The 23,792-nt window shown below is 71.1% G+C and carries 23 protein-coding genes; 16 read left to right on the top strand and 7 right to left on the bottom strand.

Annotated features, from left to right (window positions below; all coding sequences use genetic code 11):
- Window positions 1–109: 109 nt before the first annotated feature.
- The 5 genes from ACX25U_RS10175 to ACX25U_RS10155 all read left to right on the top strand — a co-directional run bounded on the left by ACX25U_RS10175 (window position 110) and on the right by ACX25U_RS10155 (window position 5,002).
- Complete coding sequence (locus ACX25U_RS10175) at window positions 110–481, top strand: YraN family protein (protein ID WP_454390774.1); 372 nt, start codon at window positions 110–112, stop codon at window positions 479–481.
- Entirely contained in the window at window positions 481–2,106 is a 1,626-nt protein-coding gene (locus tag ACX25U_RS10170; protein WP_454390772.1) for a YifB family Mg chelatase-like AAA ATPase, read from the top strand. Before ACX25U_RS10175 ends, ACX25U_RS10170 begins: the two co-directional genes overlap by 1 nt.
- A complete protein-coding gene (gene dprA / locus ACX25U_RS10165; protein WP_454390770.1) occupies window positions 2,103–3,263 on the top strand; it encodes a DNA-processing protein DprA in 1,161 nt (386 codons plus the stop codon). The genes ACX25U_RS10170 and dprA overlap by 4 nt, the downstream gene beginning before the upstream one ends.
- 263 nt (window positions 3,264–3,526) lie before the next feature.
- A complete protein-coding gene (whiG, locus tag ACX25U_RS10160; protein WP_454390768.1) occupies window positions 3,527–4,369 on the top strand; it encodes an RNA polymerase sigma factor WhiG in 843 nt (280 codons plus the stop codon).
- A 75-nt stretch (window positions 4,370–4,444) separates the two neighbouring features.
- Window positions 4,445–5,002 (top strand): TetR/AcrR family transcriptional regulator, encoded by a 558-nt coding sequence (locus tag ACX25U_RS10155; protein ID WP_454394192.1) that lies wholly within the window; start codon window positions 4,445–4,447, stop codon window positions 5,000–5,002.
- 149 nt (window positions 5,003–5,151) lie between these two features.
- Here the strand turns inward: ACX25U_RS10155 and ACX25U_RS10150 are convergent, their stop codons facing one another.
- A complete protein-coding gene (locus ACX25U_RS10150; RefSeq protein WP_454390766.1) occupies window positions 5,152–5,769 on the bottom strand; it encodes a murein hydrolase activator EnvC family protein in 618 nt (205 codons plus the stop codon).
- A 274-nt stretch (window positions 5,770–6,043) separates the two neighbouring features.
- Here ACX25U_RS10150 and rpsB point away from each other — a divergent pair, with 274 nt between their 5' ends.
- The 10 genes from rpsB (at window position 6,044) to ACX25U_RS10100 (ending at window position 16,290) form a co-directional block, all read left to right on the top strand.
- Complete coding sequence (gene rpsB / locus ACX25U_RS10145) at window positions 6,044–6,967, top strand: 30S ribosomal protein S2 (protein WP_454390764.1); 924 nt, start codon at window positions 6,044–6,046, stop codon at window positions 6,965–6,967.
- A gap of 156 nt (window positions 6,968–7,123) precedes the next feature.
- Window positions 7,124–7,960, top strand: coding sequence for a translation elongation factor Ts (gene tsf / locus ACX25U_RS10140; protein ID WP_454390762.1), 837 nt, complete (start codon window positions 7,124–7,126; stop codon window positions 7,958–7,960).
- Between the two features lie 207 nt (window positions 7,961–8,167).
- On the top strand, window positions 8,168–8,926 hold the full coding sequence (gene pyrH, locus ACX25U_RS10135) for a UMP kinase (protein WP_111006545.1): 759 nt from the start codon (window positions 8,168–8,170) through the stop codon (window positions 8,924–8,926).
- A gap of 122 nt (window positions 8,927–9,048) precedes the next feature.
- Entirely contained in the window at window positions 9,049–9,606 is a 558-nt protein-coding gene (gene frr / locus ACX25U_RS10130) for a ribosome recycling factor (RefSeq protein WP_073950284.1), read from the top strand.
- Window positions 9,606–10,802 carry a phosphatidate cytidylyltransferase gene (locus ACX25U_RS10125; protein WP_454390760.1) on the top strand — a complete coding sequence of 399 codons (1,197 nt, stop codon included), beginning with the start codon at window positions 9,606–9,608 and terminating at the stop codon, window positions 10,800–10,802. The genes frr and ACX25U_RS10125 overlap by 1 nt, the downstream gene beginning before the upstream one ends.
- Window positions 10,803–10,903: 101 nt before the next feature.
- The gene (locus ACX25U_RS10120) at window positions 10,904–11,080 is read left to right on the top strand and encodes a hypothetical protein (RefSeq protein WP_454390758.1); all 177 of its coding nucleotides are present in this window, start codon (window positions 10,904–10,906) and stop codon (window positions 11,078–11,080) included.
- 66 nt (window positions 11,081–11,146) lie between these two features.
- Window positions 11,147–12,253: a 23S rRNA (adenine(2503)-C(2))-methyltransferase RlmN gene (gene rlmN / locus ACX25U_RS10115; protein WP_454390756.1), complete on the top strand. Its 1,107-nt coding sequence runs from the start codon at window positions 11,147–11,149 to the stop codon at window positions 12,251–12,253.
- A 222-nt stretch (window positions 12,254–12,475) separates the two neighbouring features.
- Complete coding sequence (locus ACX25U_RS10110) at window positions 12,476–13,588, top strand: thiamine ABC transporter substrate-binding protein (protein WP_454390754.1); 1,113 nt, start codon at window positions 12,476–12,478, stop codon at window positions 13,586–13,588.
- Window positions 13,589–13,632: 44 nt separating this feature from the next.
- Complete coding sequence (locus ACX25U_RS10105; RefSeq protein ID WP_454390752.1) at window positions 13,633–15,270, top strand: ABC transporter permease; 1,638 nt, start codon at window positions 13,633–13,635, stop codon at window positions 15,268–15,270.
- Window positions 15,271–16,290: an ABC transporter ATP-binding protein gene (locus ACX25U_RS10100; RefSeq protein ID WP_454390750.1), complete on the top strand. Its 1,020-nt coding sequence runs from the start codon at window positions 15,271–15,273 to the stop codon at window positions 16,288–16,290. It begins immediately after the preceding gene.
- 81 nt (window positions 16,291–16,371) lie between these two features.
- On the opposite strand, the gene ACX25U_RS10095 is transcribed toward ACX25U_RS10100, so the two are convergent.
- The 6 genes from ACX25U_RS10095 to ACX25U_RS10070 all read right to left on the bottom strand — a co-directional run bounded on the left by ACX25U_RS10095 (window position 16,372) and on the right by ACX25U_RS10070 (window position 22,035).
- Complete coding sequence (locus ACX25U_RS10095; protein WP_454390748.1) at window positions 16,372–17,106, bottom strand: LAETG motif-containing sortase-dependent surface protein; 735 nt, start codon at window positions 17,104–17,106, stop codon at window positions 16,372–16,374.
- 225 nt (window positions 17,107–17,331) lie between these two features.
- A complete protein-coding gene (locus tag ACX25U_RS10090) occupies window positions 17,332–17,739 on the bottom strand; it encodes a VOC family protein (protein WP_454390746.1) in 408 nt (135 codons plus the stop codon).
- Between the two features lie 102 nt (window positions 17,740–17,841).
- Entirely contained in the window at window positions 17,842–19,176 is a 1,335-nt protein-coding gene (locus tag ACX25U_RS10085) for a hypothetical protein (RefSeq protein WP_454390744.1), read from the bottom strand.
- Window positions 19,158–19,901 carry an ABC transporter ATP-binding protein gene (locus tag ACX25U_RS10080; RefSeq protein WP_454390742.1) on the bottom strand — a complete coding sequence of 248 codons (744 nt, stop codon included), beginning with the start codon at window positions 19,899–19,901 and terminating at the stop codon, window positions 19,158–19,160. The genes ACX25U_RS10085 and ACX25U_RS10080 overlap by 19 nt, the downstream gene beginning before the upstream one ends.
- Before the next feature lie 254 nt (window positions 19,902–20,155).
- Complete coding sequence (locus ACX25U_RS10075) at window positions 20,156–21,535, bottom strand: aspartate aminotransferase family protein (RefSeq protein ID WP_454390740.1); 1,380 nt, start codon at window positions 21,533–21,535, stop codon at window positions 20,156–20,158.
- A complete protein-coding gene (locus ACX25U_RS10070) occupies window positions 21,520–22,035 on the bottom strand; it encodes an Lrp/AsnC family transcriptional regulator (RefSeq protein WP_454390738.1) in 516 nt (171 codons plus the stop codon). Before ACX25U_RS10070 ends, ACX25U_RS10075 begins: the two co-directional genes overlap by 16 nt.
- 171 nt (window positions 22,036–22,206) lie before the next feature.
- On the opposite strand from ACX25U_RS10070, the gene ACX25U_RS10065 reads away from it, so the two are divergent.
- Window positions 22,207–23,646 carry a gamma-aminobutyraldehyde dehydrogenase gene (locus ACX25U_RS10065; RefSeq protein WP_454390736.1) on the top strand — a complete coding sequence of 480 codons (1,440 nt, stop codon included), beginning with the start codon at window positions 22,207–22,209 and terminating at the stop codon, window positions 23,644–23,646.
- Window positions 23,647–23,792: the final 146 nt, after the last annotated feature.

The following is a 23,792-nucleotide window of genomic DNA, read 5'->3' as shown; positions in this document are numbered from 1 at the left end:
CTGTGTCGCTCGTGTGAGTGACTGAGTTGTCCACAACCGGCGAGTAACCCACCAAGATCCACTCGGTCGGTGCGGATGCGTGACTGTTGGCGCCGGAGGTGGTGCCGACATGAAGACCCATCAGGCACGCAGCGCACTCGGCAGGTACGGAGAGGGTTTGGCCGCCCGCCGGCTGACCCAGGCCGGCATGACGGTCCTGGAGCGCAACTGGCGCTGCGGCAGGACCGGCGAGATCGACATCGTGGCCCGGGACGGCGACGTCCTGGTCGTCTGCGAGGTGAAGACCCGCAGGGAGGGTCTCTTCGAGCACCCGATGGCCGCGGTCACCCCGGAGAAGGCGGAGCGGCTGCGTGGCCTCGCCGAACGCTGGATCCAGTCCCACGGAGGGGCGCCACCCGGAGGCGTCCGCATCGACGTGGTCGGCGTCCTGCTGCCCCGGCGCGGCGCGCCCGTCGTCGAGCACGTGCGGGGGGCGGCCTGATGGGATTCGCGCGTACGTGCTCCGTGGCCCTCGTCGGCGTCGAAGGCGTGGTCGTCGAGGTCCAGGCCGACCTCGAACCGGGCGTCGCCGCGTTCACCCTGGTGGGGCTGCCGGACAAGAGCCTGACCGAGAGCCGCGACCGGGTGCGGGCGGCGGTGGTCAACTCCGGTGGTGAATGGCCGCAGAAGAAACTCACGGTGGGCCTCAGCCCGGCCTCGGTGCCCAAGGCCGGCAGTGGCTTCGACCTGGCCGTGGCCTGTGCGGTGCTCGGCGCCGCCGAGCGGATCGACCCCGGGGTGCTCACTGACATCGTCATGATCGGCGAACTCGGCCTGGACGGCCGGGTCCGGCCCGTCCGGGGCATCCTCCCGGCGGTGCTGGCCGCAGCGGACGCCGGATACGAGCAGGTGGTCGTGCCCGAGTGCGCCGCCGCCGAGGCCGCGCTGGTGCCGGGCGTCTCCGTGCTCGGCATCCGCAGCCTGCGGCAGCTGATCGCCGTGCTGACCGACGAACCGGTCCCCGAGGAGCACCCGGACGAACACGGCCGCCCCGATCCCCTCCTCGCCGGCCTGCGCGTGCCCGGCACGGGCGCGGCCGCCGGCATGCACAGCGCGGGCGCCGCCCAGCACGACCAGGAACACGACCTCGCCGACGTCGTGGGTCAGCTCTCCGCCCGGACGGCGGTGGAGGTCGCCGCGGCCGGCGGACACCACCTGTTCCTCGAAGGGCCGCCCGGCGCGGGCAAGACCATGCTCGCCGAGCGGCTGCCCGCGGTCCTGCCCAGGCTCGCCCGGGAGGAGTCCCTGGAGGTCACGGCGATCCACTCGGTGGCCGGACTCCTGCCGCCGGGCAAGCCGCTGATCGACCTCGCCCCCTACTGCGCCCCGCACCACTCGGCCACCATGCAGGCCCTCGTCGGCGGCGGCCCCGGCATGGCACGGCCCGGCGCCGTCTCCCTCGCCCACCGGGGCGTGCTCTTCCTGGACGAGACTCCCGAGTTCAGCAGCCACGCCCTCGACGCCCTGCGCCAGCCCCTGGAGGCGGGCCATGTGGTGATCGCCCGCAGCGCCGGAGTCGTGCGGTTCCCGGCCAGGTTCCTGATGGTCCTGGCCGCCAACCCGTGCCCCTGCGGCCGCTTCTCGCAGCGGGACAGCCTGTGCGAGTGTCCGCCCTCGGCGATCCGCCGCTACCAGGCCCGGCTGTCCGGCCCGCTGCTCGACCGGGTCGACCTGCGGGTCGAGGTCGACCCGGTCACCCGCTCCGAGCTCGCCCGGCGCGGTGCCCGCGGCGAGGCCACGGCGACGGTCGCCGGCCGGGTGCGGGCCGCCCGGGAACGCGCGGCGGCGCGACTCGCGGGCACGCCGTGGCGCACCAACAGCGAAGTTCCCGGCCGCGAGCTGCGCAGCCGCTGGCACGCGGCCGCCGGCGCGATGGAGGAGGCCGAGCGCAGCCTGGAGCGCGGTGTCCTCACCGCCCGCGGCCTCGACCGCGTCCTGCGGGTCGCCTGGACGGTCGCCGACCTCGTCGGCCACGACCGGCCCGACGCCACGGACGTCGCCCTGGCACTGCAACTGCGCACCGGAGTGCCGCGCGGAGTGCCCATGGCCATCGGGGCGCCGGCATGAGCACCCCGGCCGGACCCGACCGCGAACTGCTCGCCCGGGTCTTCCTCAGCCGGGTCCTCGAGCCCGGGGACGAGGTCGGCGGGCGGTGGCTGCGGGAACTCGGGGCCGAGGAGGTGGCCCGGCGGCTGCGGGACGGGGCACCGCGGTTCGCCGGGGTGTCGGACAAGCGGTGGGCGGGACTGTGCGCGCGGGCGGCCCGGACCGAACCCGAACGGGACCTCGCCCTCGCACACGAGACCGGGGTGCGGTTCGTGCGCCCCGGCGACATCGAGTGGCCCGCCCAGCTCGACGACCTCGGCGACGCCCGCCCCACGGGACTGTGGGTACGCGGCCGGCCCAGCCTGCGGATATGGGCGCTGCGCTCGGTCGCCGTCGTCGGCGCCCGCGCCTGCACCCAGTACGGCGCCCACATGGCCGCCACCCTCGCCGCCGGCCTCGCCGAGCACGGCTGGGTGGTGGTCTCCGGCGGAGCCTACGGAGTCGACGGCGCCGCCCACCGCGGCGCGCTCGGCGCAGGCGGTGCCACCGTCGCCGTCCTGGCCTGCGGCGTCGACCGGCCCTACCCGCGCGGACACACCGAGTTGATCACCAGGATCGCGCAGCAGGGCCTGGTCGTCGGAGAGCTGCCGCCCGGTGACCACCCGACACCGAGCAGGTTCATCGTCCGCAACCGGGTCATCGCGGCGCTCACCCGGGGCACCGTGGTCGTCGAGGCCGCCTACCGCAGCGGATCGCTGGTCACCGCGCGGGCGGCGCAGCGGCTGGGCCGCCACACCATGGGGGTGCCCGGCCCGGCCACCAGCGCGCTCTCCGCCGGCGTCCACGAACTCCTGCGTGACGGGGCCACACTGGTCACCGACGTCGCGGAAGTCGTCGAGCTGGTCGGCGCCATGGGTGAACTCGCCCCCGACCGGCGCGGCCCCGTACTCCCGCGCGACCTGCTGGAACCCGACGCCCGGCAGGTCCTGGCCGCGCTGCCCGCCCGCGGCGCGGCGACACCGGCCGAGATCGCCCGCGGTGCCCGGACGACCCCGGACGACGTGATCGCGAGGCTGTACGAACTCCGATCGCTCGGTTACGTCGAACGGCTCGGCGAGGGATGGAAGTTGACACGCCGGGCGGTGGTATCGGCCCGGGCGGGCCGGGACGGATGCTGACCGAGCGTGTTCGGCCGTCCGGGGGAATCACGGACTGCTCTGGGGATTCCCGCAGTTGGGCGTTTCCCCGGTCACCGAGGGTGAGGTGTGTGACCCGGCGGGGCGCACAGAGGAACGAATCTGCGCACGCTTCGCGCCCCGCCGTTCGCGCACCGCGACACTCCAGTCACGCTACGCTCACGTGGTTCCGACCAGAGAGACGACCCCGACCGACAGCTCACCCAGACGCCCGCACCCCACGGCAGAACGGCACAAGGCGACGAATGCCCCAGCACACCTCCGGACCCGACCGGGCGGCGATCCCCCCAGCCGCCCGTGACGGTGGCAGCGTGCGGCCGCCCGCTCCCTCGACGCTCGACGAGCTGTGGCGGTCGTACAAGGCGACGGGGGACGACCGGCTGCGGGAGCAGCTGATCCTGCACTACTCGCCGCTCGTCAAGTACGTCGCCGGCCGGGTGAGTGTCGGCCTGCCGCCCAACGTGGAGCAGGCCGACTTCGTCTCCTCCGGGGTCTTCGGGCTCATCGACGCGATCGAGAAGTTCGACATCGACCGGGAGATCAAGTTCGAGACCTACGCGATCACCCGGATCCGGGGCGCGATGATCGACGAGCTGCGGGCGCTGGACTGGATCCCCCGGTCGGTGCGGCAGAAGGCGCGCAACGTCGAGCGGGCCTACGCGACCCTGGAGGCTCGGCTGCGGCGCACCCCGTCCGAGGGCGAGGTGGCCGCCGAGATGGGCATCCCGGTGGACGAACTGCACGCCGTCTTCAGTCAGTTGTCGCTGGCCAACGTGGTGGCGCTGGAGGAGCTGCTGCACGTCGGCGGTGAGGGCGGGGACCGGCTGAGCCTCATGGACACCCTGGAGGACACCGCGGCCGACAACCCGGTGGAGGTGGCCGAGGACCGGGAGCTGCGCCGGTTCCTGGCCCGGGCGATCAACACGCTGCCCGACCGGGAGAAGACCGTCGTCACGCTGTACTACTACGAAGGCCTCACGCTGGCCGAGATCGGCAACGTGCTCGGGGTGACCGAGAGCCGGGTCAGCCAGATCCACACCAAGTCGGTGCTGCAGCTGCGCGCCAAGCTGGCGAGCTTCGGGCGCTGACCCGGGCGGAGTGTGTCCCGTGGCGGGGGGCGCGTCCGTACAGTGGTTGACGTGCCAAGGATTCGAGCGGCCTCCGTGGCCGAGCACCGGTCGATGCAGCGAGCCGCCCTGATGGACGCGGCACGGACCCTGCTGTCCGAGGGTGGGACGGAGGCGCTGACCTTCCCGGCCCTGGCCGAGCGGACGGGGCTCGCGCGGTCGTCGGTGTACGAGTATTTCCGGTCACGGGCCGCCGTGGTCGAGGAGCTGTGCGAGGTCGACTTCCCGGTGTGGGCCGCGGAGGTCTCGGCGGCCATGGCGGCCGCCGACGGGCCGGAGGCCAAGGTCGAGGCGTACGTCCGCAAGCAGCTGGAGCTGGTGGGGGACCGGCGGCACCGGGCCGTCGTGGCGATCTCCGCCAGTGAGCTCGACGCCGGCGCGCGGGAGAAGATCCGGGCCGCCCACGGGGGGCTTGTCGCCATGATCGTCGAGGCGCTGGGAGAGCTGGGACACGAGCAGCCCCGCCTCGCGGCGATGCTGGTGCAGGGGGTGGTGGACGCGGCCGTGCGGAGGATTGAGCTGGGCGCCGCGGAGGACCCTGAGCAGATCGCGGAGGCCACAGTGGGGATGGCTCTGCGTGGGGTGTGCGGCTGAGGCCACCCCTCAGCCGCGGGCAGTCGTGCCTCCCCCAAGTTCTTCGAGCAGGGGGACCCCCAGGCGGCACGGGTGGGCGCAGCGGCACCCCGCCAAGCGCGGGCAAGCGCCCCACCCCCGGCCAGGCGGCACGACGACTGCCCGCAGAGCTACGGCGGCAACGGCACCCCCAGTACCGGGAGCAGTCTTGTCGGGCCGTTCAGTAGCCACGGTGGGAGCAGCAGAAGGGGGTTCAGGTAGGTCTTGCCGCGCAGCAGGCCCCAGTGGATGCACGCACCCCCGCAGTGCGACCCCGTCGCCTCCGCCGTGCCGATGATCTCGCCCGCGGCCACCTGCCCGCCCTTCCGCACCGACGCGCTCACCGGCTCGTACGTCGTCCGCAGGGGTGGGTCTCCCGTGCCCGTCAGCTCGATCGACACCACGCCTCTCCCGGCCACCGGGCCCACGAAGAACACCCGCCCCGCCGCCACGGCCCGTACGGGAGCGCCCGGCGGCGCGCCGAGGTCCACGCCCCGGTGCCCGGGTCCGTAGACCGTCGCCGGCGGCTCCCAGCCCCGTAGTACCGGCGGACGTACCCCCACCGGCCACGCCCGGCCCACGGCCGGCACCGACGCGTTCTCTTCTCCCGAGCCCACGCCGACCGGCGGAACCGGCCCGCCACCACCCGCACCGCCCGCCCACGCCACCGAGGCCAGCAGCGCCGCCACAACCCCCGCCACCAGCCCCAGCCAGGCACCCGCACCCCGCATCGCACGCATCCGAAACATGCGCCCACCGTCCCGCACCCCCGCCGGACCCTGCCGGGGCCTGTGGACAACTCGCCGGTTGTGGACAGCGGCGTCACCCGGCGCCTCCCGGGTCCCGTACACTTCTGATGGCGACCCGGGTCACCGGGTTGACTTCGCACGCCCCGACATCCGGGCCGGCAACGGTCGGTGTCAGCGCCCCTCGGTCCCTCGTGGCACGGCGCACCGCGGGCGTCAGGCGCGGAAGCCGTCCGGCATCCGCGGCACAACCGAGAAACTCAAGGAGAGTACGGCCATGGCCGTCGTCACGATGCGGGAGCTGCTGGAGAGCGGCGTCCACTTCGGTCACCAGACCCGCCGTTGGAACCCGAAGATGAAGCGCTTCATCTTCACCGAGCGCAACGGCATCTACATCATCGACCTGCTCCAGTCGCTGTCGTACATCGACCGCGCCTACGAGTTCGTCAAGGAGACCGTCGCCCACGGCGGCACGGTCATGTTCGTCGGTACGAAGAAGCAGGCGCAGGAGGCCATCGCCGAGCAGGCCACCCGCGTCGGCATGCCCTACGTCAACCAGCGCTGGCTGGGCGGCATGCTCACCAACTTCTCGACCGTCTACAAGCGCCTGCAGCGCCTGAAGGAGCTCGAGCAGATCGACTTCGAGGACGTCGCGTCCTCCGGTCTGACGAAGAAGGAGCTCCTGGTCCTCTCCCGCGAGAAGACCAAGCTGGAGAAGACCCTCGGTGGTATCCGCGAGATGCAGAAGGTGCCGAGCGCCGTCTGGATCGTGGACACCAAGAAGGAGCACATCGCGGTCGGCGAGGCCCGCAAGCTCAACATCCCGGTCGTCGCCATCCTCGACACCAACTGTGACCCCGACGAGGTCGACTACAAGATCCCGGGCAACGACGACGCGATCCGCTCCGTCACCCTGCTCACCCGCGTGATCGCCGACGCCGTCGCCGAGGGCCTCATCGCCCGTTCCGGCGCCGGTGAGGGCAAGGGCGAGAAGGCCGCGGGCGAGCCGCTCGCCGAGTGGGAGCGCGACCTGCTCGAGGGTGAGAAGAAGGCGGACGCCGAGAACGCGGAGGGCGCCGCCGCTCCGGCCGCCGAGGCCGAGAAGCCGGCCGAGGCCGCTCCGGCCGCCGAGGCCGCTCCGGCCGCCGAGGCTGAGAAGCCGGCCGAGGCCGCTCCGGCCGCCGAGGGCGAGCAGGCCTGACCCGTCAGCGTCAGCGTTGACGGCGGGAGCGGGGACATGAAAACCGCTCCCGCCGTTCACCCGTGGGTCAGCGGTGCGTCAGCGATCCCCGCCCCATGGGACTCGCAGGCCCCCTGATCTTCGATCTTCCAGACTTCGAGAAAGATTCACAGACTCATGGCGAACTACACCGCCGCCGACGTCAAGAAGCTCCGCGAGCTCACCGGCGCCGGCATGATGGACTGCAAGAAGGCGCTGGACGAGGCCGAGGGCAACGTCGAGAAGGCCGTCGAAGCGCTGCGCATCAAGGGCCAGAAGGGCGTCGCCAAGCGTGAGGGCCGCTCCGCCGAGAACGGTGCCGTGGTCTCGATCATCGCCGACGACAACTCCTCCGGTGTCCTCGTCGAGCTGAAGTGCGAGACGGACTTCGTCGCCAAGGGCGACAAGTTCCAGGCCGTGGCCAAGGCCATCGCCAAGCACGTCGCCAAGACCTCCCCGGCCGACCTCGAGGCCCTGCTGGCCTCCGAGATCGAGCCCGGCAAGACCGTCCAGGCGTACGTGGACGAGGCCAACGCCAACCTCGGCGAGAAGATCGTCCTGGACCGCTTCGCTCAGTTCTCCGACGGCTTCGTGACCGCGTACATGCACCGCACGATGCCCGACCTGCCCCCGCAGATCGGTGTCCTCGTCGAGCTCGACAAGCCCAACGCCGAGGTCGCCAAGGGCGTCGCCCAGCACATCGCCGCCTTCGCGCCGAAGTACCTCTCCAAGGAGGACGTGCCGGCCGACGTCGTCGAGTCCGAGCGCCGTATCGCCGAGGAGACCACCCGCGCCGAGGGCAAGCCCGAGGCCGCGATCGGCAAGATCGTCGAGGGTCGTCTGAACGGCTTCTTCAAGGACGCCACGCTGCTCGGCCAGCCGTACGCGCTCGACCAGAAGAAGTCGGTCCAGAAGGTTCTGGACGAGGCCGGTGTCACCCTGAAGCGCTTCACGCGCATCAAGGTCGGCATCTGAGAGTCTCAGGTCCGTACCGCGACGGACGCCCGACCCGGATAGGGTCGACAGCAGTCGTCCACATCGCGTGCGTATGCCACCACGCACACGCGCGCGTGGAACGACAGCAGATCTGACGAGGAGGCCATTGCCGCTGCATGGGATGCGAAACGCCCCACCGGCAATGGCCTTCTTCGCATGTGCACCACGTAACAGAGGCGGGATCTCATGACCACCAAGGCCCAGAAGAGCGACGACGGCAAAGTACCCGGCCGGTTTCTGCTGAAGCTGTCCGGAGAGGCCTTCTCCGGCGGCGGGGGCCTGGGCGTCGACCCGGACGTGGTGCACGCCATCGCCCGTGAGATCGCGGCCGTCGTACGGGACGGCGCGCAGATCGCGGTCGTGATCGGCGGCGGCAACTTCTTCCGTGGTGCCGAACTCCAGCAGCGCGGCATGGACCGCGCCCGCTCGGACTACATGGGCATGCTCGGCACCGTGATGAACTGCCTCGCCCTGCAGGACTTCCTGGAGAAGGAGGGCATCGACAGCCGGGTCCAGACCGCCATCACCATGGGCCAGGTCGCCGAGCCGTACATCCCGCTGCGCGCCGTGCGCCACCTGGAGAAGGGCCGCGTGGTCATCTTCGGCGCCGGTATGGGCATGCCGTACTTCTCCACCGACACCACCGCCGCCCAGCGCGCCCTGGAAATCGACGCCGAGGCGCTGCTGATGGGCAAGAACGGGGTGGACGGGGTTTACGACTCCGACCCGAAGGCCAACCCGGATGCCGTGAAGTTCGACTCGCTCGGCTACGGCGAGGTCATCACGCGCGACCTGAAGGTCGCCGACGCCACGGCGATCACACTGTGCCGCGACAACAAGCTCCCGATCGTCGTCTTCGAGCTTCTGACGGAGGGCAATATCGCCCGGGCCGTCAAGGGTGAGAAGATCGGCACGCTTGTCGGTGACCAAGGCAGCCGGGGCTGACCCAGGGATGGACAATGTCCTGCCGGTCGGGAACCGTGCAGGAAAGAAGACGCGACGCAGCCGGCCGCCGGCCCCGACAAGGAACCGCAGCCGGGCCTACTCAAGACACGCAGGAGCAAGTGGTGATCGAAGAGACCCTCCTCGAAGCCGAGGAGAAGATGGAGAAGGCCGTCGTGGTCGCCAAGGAGGACTTCGCCGCGATCCGCACCGGCCGTGCGCACCCGGCGATGTTCAACAAGATCGTGGCCGACTACTACGGCGCGCCGACGCCGATCAACCAGCTGGCCTCGTTCTCCGTGCCGGAGCCGCGCATGGCCGTCGTGACCCCGTTCGACAAGAGCGCGCTGCGCAACATCGAGCAGGCGATCCGCGACTCCGACCTGGGCGTCAACCCGAGCAACGACGGCAACATCATCCGCGTGGTGTTCCCCGAGCTCACCGAGGAGCGCCGCCGCGACTACATCAAGGTCGCCAAGACCAAGGGTGAGGACGCCAAGGTCTCCATCCGCGCCGTGCGGCGCAAGGCCAAGGACGCCATCGACAAGCTGATCAAGGACGGCGAGGTCGGCGAGGACGAGGGCCGTCGTGCGGAGAAGGAGCTCGACGACACCACCGCGAAGTACGTGGCGCAGGTGGACGAGCTCCTGAAGCACAAGGAAGCGGAACTGCTCGAGATCTGATGAACGACTCTTCCTGGGGGCCGAGGCAGGCCGGGTACTGGGGGCCCGCGGACCGGTCACCCGCCCAGGGACCCGTCCCGGGGGCCGCCCCGACGGGTCCCGCGTACGATGCGCATGAAGCCCAGCGGACTCGCCCCATGCCCATCGTGCCCGACGGGCCCGCCCACGGCGGAAACCAGGATGACGACCAGGGGGCTGCTCGACAGGGCGGCCCCTCGTTCCGCGACGGCATGCCCCAGCCGCCGCAGCAGCCGTACCACGCGCCGCAGCAGCGGCCCCACGACACACCGCGGACGCAGCCCTCCCACGGGGCGGCGCCGCAGAATCCGGAGCCCATGCCCGACGCCCCGCAGCCGGCGCCCGCGCCGGCACCGCAGAAGAAGGGCGCGGGACGCGACCTGGGCGCCGCGATAGGCGTCGGGGTCGGGCTCGGCGTGGTGATCGTCGCGTCGCTGTTCGTCGTCAAGGCCGTGTTCGTGGGTGTCGTCGCGATCGCGGTCGTGGTGGGGCTGTGGGAGCTCACCAAGCGGCTCGAGGAGCGCAAGGACATCAAGGCGCCGCTCGTGCCGCTGGCGGTCGGCGGGGCGGCCATGGTGGTCGCCGGGTATGTGCGGGGGGCCGAGGGGGCCTGGGTGGCGATGGCGCTGACCGCGCTCGCCGTCCTGGTCTGGCGGATGACACAGCCGCCGGAGGGCTACCTCAAGGACGTCACGGCCGGTGTCTTCGCGGCGTTCTACGTGCCGTTCCTGGCCACGTTCGTGGCGATGATGCTGGCCGCGGACGACGGCCCCCGCCGCGTGCTGACCTTCCTCGTCCTCACGGTGGTCAGCGACACGGGCGCGTACGCCGTCGGCTGGCGCTTCGGCCGGCACAAGCTCGCCCCGCGCATCAGCCCAGGCAAGACCCGCGAGGGCCTGTTCGGCGCGGTCGCCTTCGCGATGGTGGCGGGCGCGCTGTGCACGCAGTTTTTGATCGAGGGCGGCGCCTGGTGGCAGGGCCTCCTCCTCGGCCTCGCGGTCGCCATCAGCGCGACCCTGGGCGACCTCGGCGAGTCCATGATCAAACGGGACCTGGGCATCAAGGACATGGGCACCCTGCTCCCCGGTCATGGCGGCATCATGGACCGCTTGGACTCCCTGCTGCCGACGGCTCCGGTGGTGTGGCTCCTGCTGGTGATCTTCGTCGGCTCCGGCTGACCCGTCCGGACCACGCCCGCACGGGCCTCCGCCCCAGGGCGGGGGCCCGTCGGCGTCCTGTGCGTCGACCGCTCATGGGGCCCGCCGACAAGATCCCCGGCATGGGACGGGCTTGGTTGGGGGACGACGACAGATACCACGGCGACCTGCCGTGCCGCTGGTGCGACGCCCTCATCGACCAGGACGGACGGCGCAGGCCGCGGCTCTACTGCAACGGCCGGCACCGGACGAAGACGTACCTCTCCTGGATCGGCGCACTGATCGCAGGCCTCTTCTGACCCGGCCACCGGGTTGTCCACAGCTGACCGGGGCCACCCCAGTGGATCTGCGACACTGGTAGCACCATGCCCAAGCCCGGAGAACTCACCTTTGTCGCCCCGCGCGGAGTCAAGAAGCCGCCGCGGCACCTTGCCGATCTGTCGCCCGCCGAGCGCAAGGAGGCCGTGGCGGCGATCGGCGAGAAGCCGTTTCGCGCCAAACAGCTCTCGCAGCACTACTTCGCGCGGTACGCGCACGACCCGGAGCAGTGGACCGACATCCCCGCCGGATCCCGCGCCAAGCTCCAGGAGGCGCTGCTTCCGGAGTTGATGACGGTCGTACGGCATCTGTCGACCGACCAGGGCACCACCCGCAAGACCCTGTGGCGGCTGTTCGACGGCACGCTCGTGGAGTCGGTGCTCATGCGCTACCCGGACCGGGTGACCATGTGCATCAGCTCGCAGGCGGGCTGCGGCATGAACTGCCCCTTCTGTGCCACCGGACAGGCCGGCCTCGACCGCAACCTGTCGACCGCCGAGATCGTGCACCAGATCGTCGACGGCATGCGCGCCCTGCGCGACGGCGAGGTCCCCGGAGGTCCGGCCCGGCTGTCCAACATCGTCTTCATGGGCATGGGCGAACCGCTCGCCAACTACAACCGCGTCGTCGCCGCCATCCGCGCCCTGACCGCCCCCGAGCCGGACGGCCTCGGGCTGTCCCAGCGGGGGATCACCGTCTCGACGGTGGGCCTGGTCCCGGCGATCCACCGGTTCTCCGACGAGGGCTTCAAGTGCCGGCTCGCCATCTCCCTGCACGCCCCCGACGACGAGCTGCGCGACACCCTCGTCCCCGTCAACACACGGTGGAAGGTACGGGAGGTGCTGGACGCCGGCTTCGAGTACACCGCCAGGTCCGGACGACGGCTCTCCATCGAGTACGCGCTGATCCGGGACATCAACGACCAGGCGTGGCGCGGCGACCGGCTCGGCCGGCTGCTCAAGGGCAGGCCGGTGCACGTCAACCTCATCCCGCTCAACCCGACCCCCGGCTCCAAGTGGACCGCCTCCCGGCCCGAGGACGAGAAGGCGTTCGTCGAGGCCATCGCCGCCCACGGAGTGCCGGTGACCGTCCGGGACACCCGCGGTCAGGAGATCGACGGGGCGTGCGGGCAACTGGCTGCCACCGAGCGATAGCCGGACGGTACCCTTAGGGCCGTACACATCTTCATATTCCGACAGGGGAGCGCCACAGCGCTGAGAGTGCGGCACCGGCCGCAGACCCTCTGAACCTCGCCCAGGTCATTCTGGGTAGGAAGTTCGGTCATCACTCGAGCTGTTGCGCCCTGCCCGGGTATCCCTCGCGGATCCCGGGCAGGGCCGCGTCTCCTCCTGGCCAACCCCCAGGAGCGAAATCCAGTGCACACCAAGACGTTCGTCGCCGTGGCGGTCGGGCTCGGTCTGGTCACGCTGTCCGCGTGCGGATCGTCGAACGGCAAGAGCACCTCGTCGTCCGCGGACACCAAGACTGTGACCCTGGTCAGTCACAACTCGTGGGCCGCCTCCAAGAGCGTCATCGCGGACTTCGAGAAGCGGTCCGGCTACACCGTCAAGGTCCTCGAGGACGGCGACGCCGGCCAGGCCGTCAACAAGGCCATCCTCACCAAGGACCACCCGCAGGGCGACGTCTTCTTCGGCGTCGACAACACCCTGCTGTCCCGGGCCCTGGACAACGGGCTGTTCCAGCCGTACCGGCCCAAGGGCTCCGACCTGATCCAGCCGCAGTACCGGGCCGACCAGGCCGAAGACCGGGTCACGCCGATCGACTCCGGCGACATCTGCGTCAACTACGACAAGAAGTACTTCGCCGACCGCAAGCTGGCCCCGCCGGCCACCTTCGACGACCTCGTCAAGCCGCAGTACAAGAACCTCCTCGTCACCGAGAACGCCGCCACCTCCTCACCCGGCCTCGGCTTCCTGCTCGGCACCGTCGCCAAGTACGGCGATGGGGGCACCTCCCAGGGCGGAGCCGCTGGGGGAGGCTGGCAGGACTACTGGAAGAAGCTCAAGGACAACGGCGTCAAGGTCGTCGACGGCTGGGACGTGGCCTACAACCAGGAGTTCTCCGGCTCCGCCGGCGGCAAGAAGGCCAAGGGCGACCGGCCGCTGGTCGTCTCCTACGCCTCCTCGCCGCCCGCCGAGGTCATCTACGCCGAGCCGCGGCCGAAGACCGCGCCCACCGCGGTCGCGTACGGCACCTGCTTCCGGCAGGTCGAGTACGCCGGACTGCTCAGCAACGCCGGGAACCCCGAGGGAGGCAAGGCGCTCCTCGACTTCCTGCTCACCAAGGAGTTCCAGGAGGACATGCCGCTGAACATGTTCGTCTCGCCGGTGCGCGAAGGCGCCCAGGTGCCGCCGGAGTTCACCAAGTACGGCCACCCGGCTGAGAGCCCCGGGACCATGGCCCCCGGCAAGATCGCCGACAACCGCGACCAGTGGGTCAAGTCGTGGACCTCGCTCGTACTGAAGTAGCCCCCCGCAGGGGCCGTACGGGGAACGCGGCGCGGCTCGGCCTCATGGCCGTGCCCGTCGCGTTCTTCGCGCTGTTCTTCGCCTACCCCGTGGCCGCGATCGTCCAGCGCGGTCTCAAGGCCGACGGGGTCTGGCAGTTGGGGCGGATCGCCGACGCGCTCGCCCAGTCCGACATCCGGCACGTGCTGTGGTTCACCACCTGGCAGGCGCTCGCCTCCACCGCGCTCACGCTGCTCATCGCCCTGCCCGGCGCGTACGTCTTCGCCCGCCTCGACTTCTCCGGCCGCCAGGTCCTCAGAGCCGTCGTCACCGTGCCGTTCGTGCTGCCCACGGTCGTCGTCGGCACCGCGTTCCTCGCCCTCGTCGGGCGCGGCGGCCTCCTCGACGAGCTGTGGGGCGTCCGCCTGGACACCACGGTGTGGGCGATCCTGCTCGCCCACGTCTTCTTCAACTACGCCGTCGTCGTACGGACCGTGGGCGGCCTGTGGGCAGGGCTCGACCCCCGGCAGGAGGAGGCGGCCCGGATGCTCGGCGCCTCGCCCCTGACCGCCTGGCGCAAGGTCACCCTGCCCGCGCTCGCGCCCGCGGTGGCCGCCGCCGCGCTGATGGTCTTCCTGTTCACCTTCACCTCCTTCGGCGTGGTGCAGATCCTCGGCGGCCCCACCTTCTCCACCCTCGAAGTGGAGATCTACCGGCAGACGTCCCAGATCTTCGACCTGTCCACCGCCGCGGTCCTGACGATCGTCCAGTTCCTGGCGGTGGGCGCGATCCTCGCCGTGCACGCCTGGACCGTACGGCGCCGGGAGAGCGCGCTGAAACTGGTGGACGCCTCCGTCACCGCCCGCCGCCCGCGCGGCGCGGGACAGTGGGCGCTCCTGATCGGCGTCCTGGTCACCATCGCGCTGCTTCTCGTGCTGCCGCTCGTCGTGCTGGTGCAGCGCTCGCTCACCGCGCCCGGTTTCGGCTACTACCGGGCGCTGACCGACCCCGACGGCGGTACCTTCCTGGTCGCGCCGATCAACGCCGTCGGCACCTCCCTGTCGTACGCCGCCGCCGCGACCGCGATCGCCGTGGTGATCGGCGGTCTGGCCGCCGCGGCGCTCGCCCGCCGCGACGCCGGCCGGCTCGTGCGCGGTTTCGACGCGCTGCTGATGCTGCCCCTCGGGGTCTCCGCGGTGACCGTCGGCTTCGGCTTCCTGATCGCCCTCGACAAGCCGCCGCTGGACCTCAGGCAGTCCTGGATCCTGGTCCCGCTCGCCCAGGCCCTGGTCGGCGTGCCCTTCGTCGTGCGGACCATGCTGCCCGTGCTGCGTGCGGTGGACGTACGGCTGCGGGAGGCGGCGGCCGTGCTCGGGGCCTCGCCGTGGCGGGTGTGGCGGGAGGTCGACCTGCCCATGGTGCGGCGGGCGCTGCTGATCGCCGCCGGGTTCGCCTTCGCGGTGTCGCTGGGGGAGTTCGGGGCGACCGTGTTCATCGCGCGGCCCGACAACCCGACGCTGCCGGTCGCCGTGGCACGGCTGATCGGTCGGCCCGGCGACCTCAACTACGGCCAGGCGATGGCCCTGTCGACGATTCTGATGGTGGTATGCGCGGTGGCGCTGCTGGTGCTCGAGCGGCTGCTCCCCCAGTCTCGAACAAGCTCGACCGGGGGGACCCCCATCGACCGGAGCGGGGAGTTCTAGATGCTGCTGAGTCTTGAGGCCGCGACCGTGCGCTTCGGCGGGCGGGCCGTACTCGACGCGGTCGACCTCGGTGTCGCCGAGCACGAGATCGTGTGCGTGCTCGGCCCCAGCGGCAGCGGCAAGTCCACCCTGCTGCGGGCGGTCGCCGGGCTGCAGCCGCTGGACTCGGGGTGGGTGCTGCTGGACGGGCGGGACCAGGCGGCGGTACCGGTGCACCGGCGCGAGGTCGGGCTGATGTTCCAGGACCACCAGCTGTTCCCGCAGCGGGACGTGGCCGGGAACGTCGCCTTCGGGCTGCGCATGCACGGCACGGCGAAGAACGAACGGGCCGCGCGAGTGGGGGAGTTGCTGGACCTGGTCGGACTGCCCGGTGCCGGGCGGCGGGCCGTGGCCTCGCTCTCCGGCGGCGAGCAGCAGCGAGTGGCCCTGGCCCGGGCCCTCGCCCCCCGCCCCCGCCTGCTGATGCTGGACGAGCCGCTCGGTCAGCTCGACCGCTCACTGAGGGAACGGCTCGTCGTCGAACTGCGGGAGTTGTTCGGAAGGTTGGGCACCACCGTGCTCGCCGTCACCCACGACCAGGGCGAGGCCTTCGCGCTCGCCGACCGGGTCGTGGTGATGCGGGACGGCCGGATCGCCCAGAGCGGTACGCCACTTGAGGTGTGGCAGCGGCCGGCCGACGCCTTCGTCGCCCGCTTCCTCGGCTTCGAGAACGTCGTGGAGGCCACCGTGGACGGCGGGGCCGCGATCACCCCCTGGGGCAAGGTACCCGTCCCCGACGGCACATCCCAGGGCACGCACACCCTCCTCGTACGCCCCGCCGGCGTCCACCTCGTCCCCACCACCGAGGGCCTGCGCTGCACGGTCACCGCCCGCACCTTCAAGGGCACCCACGTCACCCTCCACCTCCAGCCCGACAACGCTCCCCGCCTGGAAGCGGCCTGCCCCCTTCGCACGGCACCGGAGGTCGGCGCCGAGACCGGCGTGGAGTTCGACCCGGCCGAAACCGCGGTGCTCGACTGATCGGGCGGCGCCCGGTGTGAGAACGGCTGTGGCCCGCCCCCGAGTTCGGAGGCGGGCCACAGGTGGTGTGCTGCGGGGGTGTCAGCGGTTGCTGTTCGCTCCTCGGCGGCGCAGGCCGAAGAAGACCGCGCCGCCGCCGATGACGACCAGGGCGGCCGCGATGCCGGCGATCAGGCCGGTGTTGGAGTTGGCACCGGTCTCGGCGAGGTTGGAGTCACCGACCGCGGGCGACGGAGCGTTGTTCGCGGTGTCGGCCGGAGCGGTGCTGCTCTCCGAGGCGGACGGCGTCGGGGTCGCGGACTCCGGCGCCGGCGTCGGCGCCGACTCCGACTCGGACGCCGACGGCGTCGGAGTCTCCGGCTCCGTCGGCGTGGCCGGCGTGCTCGGGGTCTCCGTCTTGCAGGCCGTGGACGGAGTGGTCAGGTTCGGCGAGATGTCCTCGTTGACGAGGACCTTTCCGTTCTTGCCGACGGCGTCGACGTGGATGCGGTAGACAGCGTTCGGCTGCCAGTCCTCGGCGAAGGTGATCGTGGCGCCCTGGCGGGAGCCCTTGACCTCCTGCTCGCCGACCTTCTTCTCGTCGGCGTTGTTGTTCTGGAGGAACACGGTGATCTTCGCCGGAGTGCCGGACGGGTCCACGTCCTGGACGACGATGACACCCTTCTCCCCGTCACACTTGGCTTCGGCGGAGAACTCCTTGATGTTGCAGGCGAGCGCGTTGCCCGCGGCGCCGAGAGCGAGAGCGGCGGACGCGGAGACGACACCGAGGATGCGCACGGTGCGTGCGGTACGGCGGGATATGGACAAGATGGCCACTTTGCCCTTCACGGGATGCGCAATTGCGGGGGGTCGAGGGGGTGTTGAGGTGACGACGAGCTGAGGTCCCAGCACCCCCGGGAGGCTCACAGGTTTATAAGCGCCCCGTAAGGAGTGTCAATGCATGTGCCGCCCGCCGACGTTGACTTTACCTACTTGTTAACCGTCAGTAGGTTTCGACGCGTTGGCGGACGGCGAGCGGGGTGCCCGCCACACCCCGCGGGCTCAGCCCTGCACGGCCGCCGGGTCCATCCACATGACTTCCCAGGTGTGGCCGTCGAGGTCGTCGAAGGCGCGGCCGTACATGTGGCCGTGGTCCTGGGGCTCGCCGGTCGCCGTGCCGCCGGCCGCGACGGCCTTCCCGACCAGCTCGTCGACCTTCTCGCGGCTCTCCGCGCTCAGGCAGACCAGCACCTCGCTGGTCTTCGTCGAGTCCGCGATCTCCTTCTTGGTGAAGTTGGCGTAGTGCTGCTTGCTGAGCAGCATCGCGATGATCGTGTCGCTGATGACGACGCAGGCGCAGTCGTCGGTCGAGAACTGCGGGTTGATCGTGTAGCCGAGCTCGGTGAAGAACTTCCTGGAGGCGGCCACGTCGTTCGTCGCCAGGTTCACGAAGATCATCTGCTGGTACATGGTGAGGTGTCTCCCCTCGTGGTTCGTTGTCGTTCGCGGGGGTGGACCCCGGGGCCGCGCAAGACTCATCGGTGGGCGCGGAACTTTTTTCCGTACGGTTCGTCAGCGGGCCGGCGGCAGCGCGGCGAGGTCGGCGATCAGCAGGGTCAGCGGGGCGAACAGGGCCAGCAGGGCGACGGCGCGCAGGAGTGCGGCTGTGCGCAGCGTCGTGGCGGGCGCGCCGAGGCGCCGCAGGGCGGCGATGGTGACGGCGCGGGCCTGCCTCGCCTCGACGGCCGCGGTCAGCAGGGCCGCCACGGCGCACCCGGCCACGAGCAGCGTGCCCAGGGTGGTCAGCGGCCCGAAGACCCGCGCGGTTCCGTCGTACGGCGCGACGACGGCGTAGATCCCCGACGCCACCGCGCACACCACGCCCAGGGGACGGCCGATGCGCCCCGCCTCCGCCATCAGGACCCGGCCGGCCAGCAGCCGCAGGGCGCCCGGACGCGCCGACTGGAGCAGGCGGCCGCACAGATGGGTCAGGCCGGGTCCGGCGAGGGCGAGGCCGAGGGCGGTCAGCAGCCAGCCGATCAGCACCGGGACGGAGTCGGCCGCGAGGTCGCCGGGCAGGACGCCTTTGGAGGCGGGGGCGGAGGCCGCGGACCGGCCGGCGTACGACTCCACGGCCAGACCGGCGGCGAGCACGGCGATGCCCCAGGGAAGTCCGGTGGAGGGCTGTCGGGGAGCCGGGGGGCGGTGGGGGTCGGGATCGTCGTGCGTGAGTTCCTGCCCGGGGTCGGGACGGGCGTCGGACCGGTCGGCCGAAGTACGTGCCGGGCCGTCGGTGGGTGTGTGTGCCGGGCCGTCGGCGGGTGTGTGTGCCGGGCCGTCGGCCGGAGTGCGTGCCGTACCACCGCCCGCGGACCGACGCGGCGGTCGAGCGCCGTCCTCCCGCGGCCGCAGCACCAGCGCCACCACCCCCGACGCGAGCACCGGAACGACGGCCAGCAGGGTCAGCACCCCCGCCACGGGCAGCCGTTGACTCGCGGCCAGGGCGCCCGACGCCGCGCCGTCGAACGGCAGGTCCGTCCGGTCGCCGCGCAGGTGCAGGAAGAGCAGCAGCGCGAGCAGCGAGCCGAGTCCGCAGGACAGGGCCGTCGTGGCCGCCGAGACGGCCATCAGGCGGCCGGGGCCGAGACCGAGCGCCGACAGCCCCGGCCGGGGACGGGTGCCGGGGTCGGTGCGGGCCACCGCGACCGCGAGGTAGACCGTCGCGGCCAGGGGCATCACGCACCAGGACAGCCGCAGCGCCGCCGCGGCCGAGTGCTCCGGGTGGCCCAGGGCGTGGCCGAGGCTGCACAGCAGCAGGAAGCCCGTGCCCGCCGACGCCGCCACGACGGTCAGGCGGCGCAGCTGGACGGCCGGGCGAGCGACGCGGATCAGACGGAGAGCGAGCACGTGGCCCGGCCTTCCGTCGTGTCGCCGACCGGGGGCAGGTGCACGCTCTTCACGCACCGCCCGTCGAGCAGCGCCACCGTGCGGTCGGCGAGGGCCGCGGTCTCCGGGTCGAGCGTGGCGAGCACGACGGTGATGCCGTGCGAGCGGGCCGCCGTGGTGAGCGTGCGCAGTACGTGGGCGCGGTCGGCCCGGTGCAGCGGGGCCGTCGGCTCGTCGGCGAACAGCACCGTGGGGGCAGGGGCGAGCGCGCGGGCGATGCAGACGCGCTGCCGCTCGGCCTGGCGCAGCCGGTGCGGGCGCTTGCGGGCCAGTTCGCCGACGTCGAGGCGGTCCAGCCACTCCTGGGCGGCCACCTTGGCCCGGCGCCGGCTCGTGCCGCGCAGCATCAGGGGCAGGGCCGTGTTCTCCCAGACGTTCAGCTCCGGTACGAGCACCGGAACGGGGTCGACCCAGCCGAACCGGTCGCGGCGCAGCCGCTCGCGGGCCAGCGGGCCGAGGGTGTGCACGGGGGCGCTGTTGAACCAGACCTCGCCCTGCCGCACGCGCACCATTCCGGACAGGCACCGCAGCAGGGTCGTCTTGCCGCTGCCGCTCGGACCGGCGACGGCGAGGATCTCGCCCTGCCGGACGCCGAGCGAGACGCCCTCGAGGCCGGGCGAGCCGTCCTTGTGGGTGTAGTGCAGGGCGCGCGCCCAGAGCACGTCGTTGTCCGGTGGGGCGTCCATGGCGTACACCTCGGTTCGGAGCTCAAATGCCGCGCGGATTCCCGTGCGGGTCCGTGGGATCCCTCCCGCGCATCCCCCGTCCGGGGGAACGAAGGCGGAGCCGATCGGTCACCGACGCTAGGCAGCCGACACCGGGAGGCCGGACAGCACACGGCCCCGGGCCGCCGTTTCTCACTCGAACGGTCGACACCGGGGCCGTGATCATCATCTGATCGGAGGTGTGTGCCCGACCGCCTCCGGAAGAGGCACGCCGGTCACAGCTTGGTCCACGCCTCCGTCAGCGTCGCGCGCAGGATCTGCTCGATCTCGTCGAAGGTCTCCTGGTTGGAGATCAGCGGCGGGGCGAGCTGGACGACCGGGTCGCCACGGTCGTCGGCACGGCAGTACAGGCCGTTGTCGTACAGCGCCTTGGACAGGAAGCCGTACAGGACGCGCTCGGTCTCCTCCTCGTTGAAGGACTCCTTGGTGTTCTTGTCCTTCACCAGCTCGATGCCGTAGAAGAAGCCGTTGCCGCGGACGTCGCCGACGATCGGCAGGTCGTGCAGCTTCTGCAGGGTGGAGAGGAAGGCGGCCTCGTTGTCCAGCACGTGCTGGTTGAGGCCCTCACGCTCGAACAGGTCGATGTTGGCCAGGCCCACCGCCGCGGAGACCGGGTGGCCGCCGAAGGTGTAGCCGTGCAGGAAGGTGTTGTCGCCCTTGTAGAACGGCTCGGCCAGGCGGTCGGAGACGATGCACGCGCCGATCGGGGAGTAGCCCGAGGTCATGCCCTTGGCGCAGGTGATCATGTCCGGGACGTAGCCGAACTTGTCGCAGGCGAACATCGTGCCCAGGCGGCCGAAGGCGCAGATGACCTCGTCCGAGACGAGCAGTACGTCGTACTTGTCGCAGATCTCGCGGACCCGCTGGAAGTAGCCGGGCGGGGGCGGGAAGCAGCCGCCGGCGTTCTGCACCGGCTCCAGGAAGACCGCGGCGACGGTGTCCGGGCCCTCGAAGAGGATCTGCTGCTCGATCTGGTCGGCGGCCCAGCGGCCGAAGGCCTCGGGGTCGTCGCCGAAGATCGGGGCGCGGTAGATGTTGGTGTTCGGGACCTTGTGCGCGCCCGGCACCAGCGGCTCGAAGGGGGCCTTCAGGCCCGGCAGGCCGGTGATGGACAGGGCGCCCTGCGGGGTGCCGTGGTAGGCGACCGCGCGGGATATGACCTTGTACTTGGTGGGCTTGCCGGTCAGTTTGAAGTACTGCTTGGCGAGCTTCCAGGCGGTCTCCACCGCCTCGCCGCCGCCGGTGGTGAAGAAGACCTTGTTCAGGTCGCCCGGCGCGTAGTCGGCCAGGCGCTCCGCGAGCTCCACGGCCTTGGGGTGGGCGTAGGACCAGACGGGGAAGAACGCCAGCTCCTGCGCCTGCTTGAACGCCGTCTCGGCCAGCTCCGTGCGGCCGTGACCGGCCTGGACCACGAACAGACCCGCGAGACCGTCGAGGTAGCGCTTGCCCTTGTCGTCGTAGATGTAGGTGCCCTCGCCGCGCACGATCGTCGGCACGGGGGAGTTCTCGTACGAGGACATGCGGGTGAAGTGCATCCACAAGTGGTCGTACGCGGTACGGCTGAGATCCTTGCTCACGGTTATCGGGTTCCCCACATGTAGGTCTGCTTCTTGAGCTTGAGGTACACGAAGCTCTCGGTGGAGCGCACGCCGGGCAGGGCCCGGATGCGTTTGTTGATGACGTCCAGCAGTTGGTCGTCGTCCTCGCAGACGATCTCGGCGAGGATGTCGAACGAGCCCGCGGTCATCACCACGTACTCGACTTCCGACATGCCCGTCAGCGCGTCGGCCACGGACTCCGCGTCGCCCTCGACGTTGATCCCGACCATCGCCTGCCGGCGGAAGCCCACGGTGAGCGGGTCCGTGACGGCGACGATCTGCATCACGCCCTGGTCGAGCAGCTTCTGGACGCGCTGACGCACGGCCGCCTCGGACAGGCCGACGGCCTTGCCGATCGCGGCGTACGGCCGGCGGCCGTCCTCCTGCAACTGCTCGATGATGGCGAGGGAGACGGCGTCCAGGTGGTGGTTGCCGTTCCTGGACTCGCGGGAGTCCTTGTGGTCTGCGCTTCGACTGGGCACGGCCTCACTGTGCACGACGTCTCGTCAGTTCCGCAAGGCCGAGGCGATGAAATTCGTTGTTTACGAGACTGAGACCTGCGGATTTCGTATAAGTCGGCGCGGCGGGACTGTTGAAAACGTCAGAGCGCGGGCTAGGGTGGATGTCTCATCCACTGGACAGCTTGAACAGCATCAGGAGGGCCGGCAGTGAGCACCGAGCTGCGTCGTCTGCGCAACTACATCGACGGTGAGTTCCGGGACGCCGCCGACGGACGGACCACCGAGGTGGTCAACCCCGTGACGGGCGAGGCGTACGCCACCGCGCCGCTGTCCGGGCAGGCGGACGTGGACGCCGCCATGGCCGCCGCCGCCGCGGCTTTCCCGGGCTGGCGCGACACCACCCCGGCCGAGCGTCAGAAGGCCCTGCTGAAGATCGCGGACGCCTTCGAGGAGCGCGCCGAGGAACTGATCGCGGCCGAGGTGGAGAACACGGGCAAGCCGATCGGGCTGACCCGCTCCGAGGAGATCCCGCCGATGGTCGACCAGGTCCGCTTCTTCGCGGGCGCGGCGCGGATGCTCGAGGGCCGCTCGGCCGGCGAGTACATGGAGGGGCTGACCTCGATCATCCGCCGTGAGCCGGTCGGCGTCTGCGCCCAGGTCGCGCCGTGGAACTACCCGATGATGATGGCCGTGTGGAAGTTCGCCCCGGCGATCGCGGCGGGCAACACGGTCGTGCTGAAGCCGTCGGACACCACCCCGGCCTCCACGGTGCTGATCGCCGAGATCCTCGGCTCGATCCTGCCCAAGGGCGTCTTCAACGTCATCTGCGGCGACCGTGAGACCGGCCGCATGATGGTCGAGCACGAGACCCCGGCGATGGCGTCCATCACCGGTTCCGTGCGCGCCGGCATGCAGGTCGCCGAGTCCGCCTCCAAGGACCTCAAGCGGGTCCACCTGGAGCTCGGCGGCAAGGCCCCGGTCGTGGTCTTCGAGGACACCGACATCGAAAAGGCCGTCGAGGACATCTCGGTCGCCGGCTTCTTCAACGCCGGCCAGGACTGCACGGCCGCCACCCGCGTCCTGGTCCACGAGTCCGTCCACGACGAGTTCGTCGCGGCGCTCGCCAAGGCCGCCACCGAGACCAGGACCGGGCAGCCGGACGACGAGGACGTCCTCTTCGGCCCGCTGAACAACCCCAACCAGCTCAAGCAGGTGGCCGGCTTCATCGAGCGGCTGCCCGCCCACGCCAAGGTCGAGGCCGGCGGCCACCAGGTCGGCGACAAGGGCTACTTCTACGCCCCGACCGTCGTCTCGGGCCTGAAGCAGGACGACGAGATCATCCAGAAGGAGGTCTTCGGCCCGGTCATCACCGTCCAGTCCTTCGCGGACGAGGACCAGGCCGTGGAGTGGGCCAACGGCGTCGAGTACGCGCTGGCCTCCTCGGTGTGGACCAAGGACCACGCCCGCGCCATGCGGATGTCCAAGAAGCTCGACTTCGGCTGTGTGTGGATCAACACCCACATCCCGCTGGTCGCCGAGATGCCGCACGGCGGCTTCAAGAAGTCCGGCTACGGCAAGGACCTGTCGGCGTACGGCTTCGAGGACTACACGCGGATCAAGCACGTCATGACGTCGCTGGACGCGTGACCCGCCGACCACCCGGTGACTGCATGACCGCATGACCGGCCGATCGCGACGAACCGCGGACCCGCGGCCCCGGACGGAGGACGGACCGTCCGGGGCCGCGGTGCGTTTTCCGCACTGCGGGTGATCGACAGGATGTCGGTTTCGCC

The sequence above is a fragment of the Streptomyces sp. JNUCC 63 genome (assembly GCF_054366325.1).
Note: the sequence above shows the minus strand (reverse complement) of the source record. Positions and strands in the feature narration are given on the sequence as shown.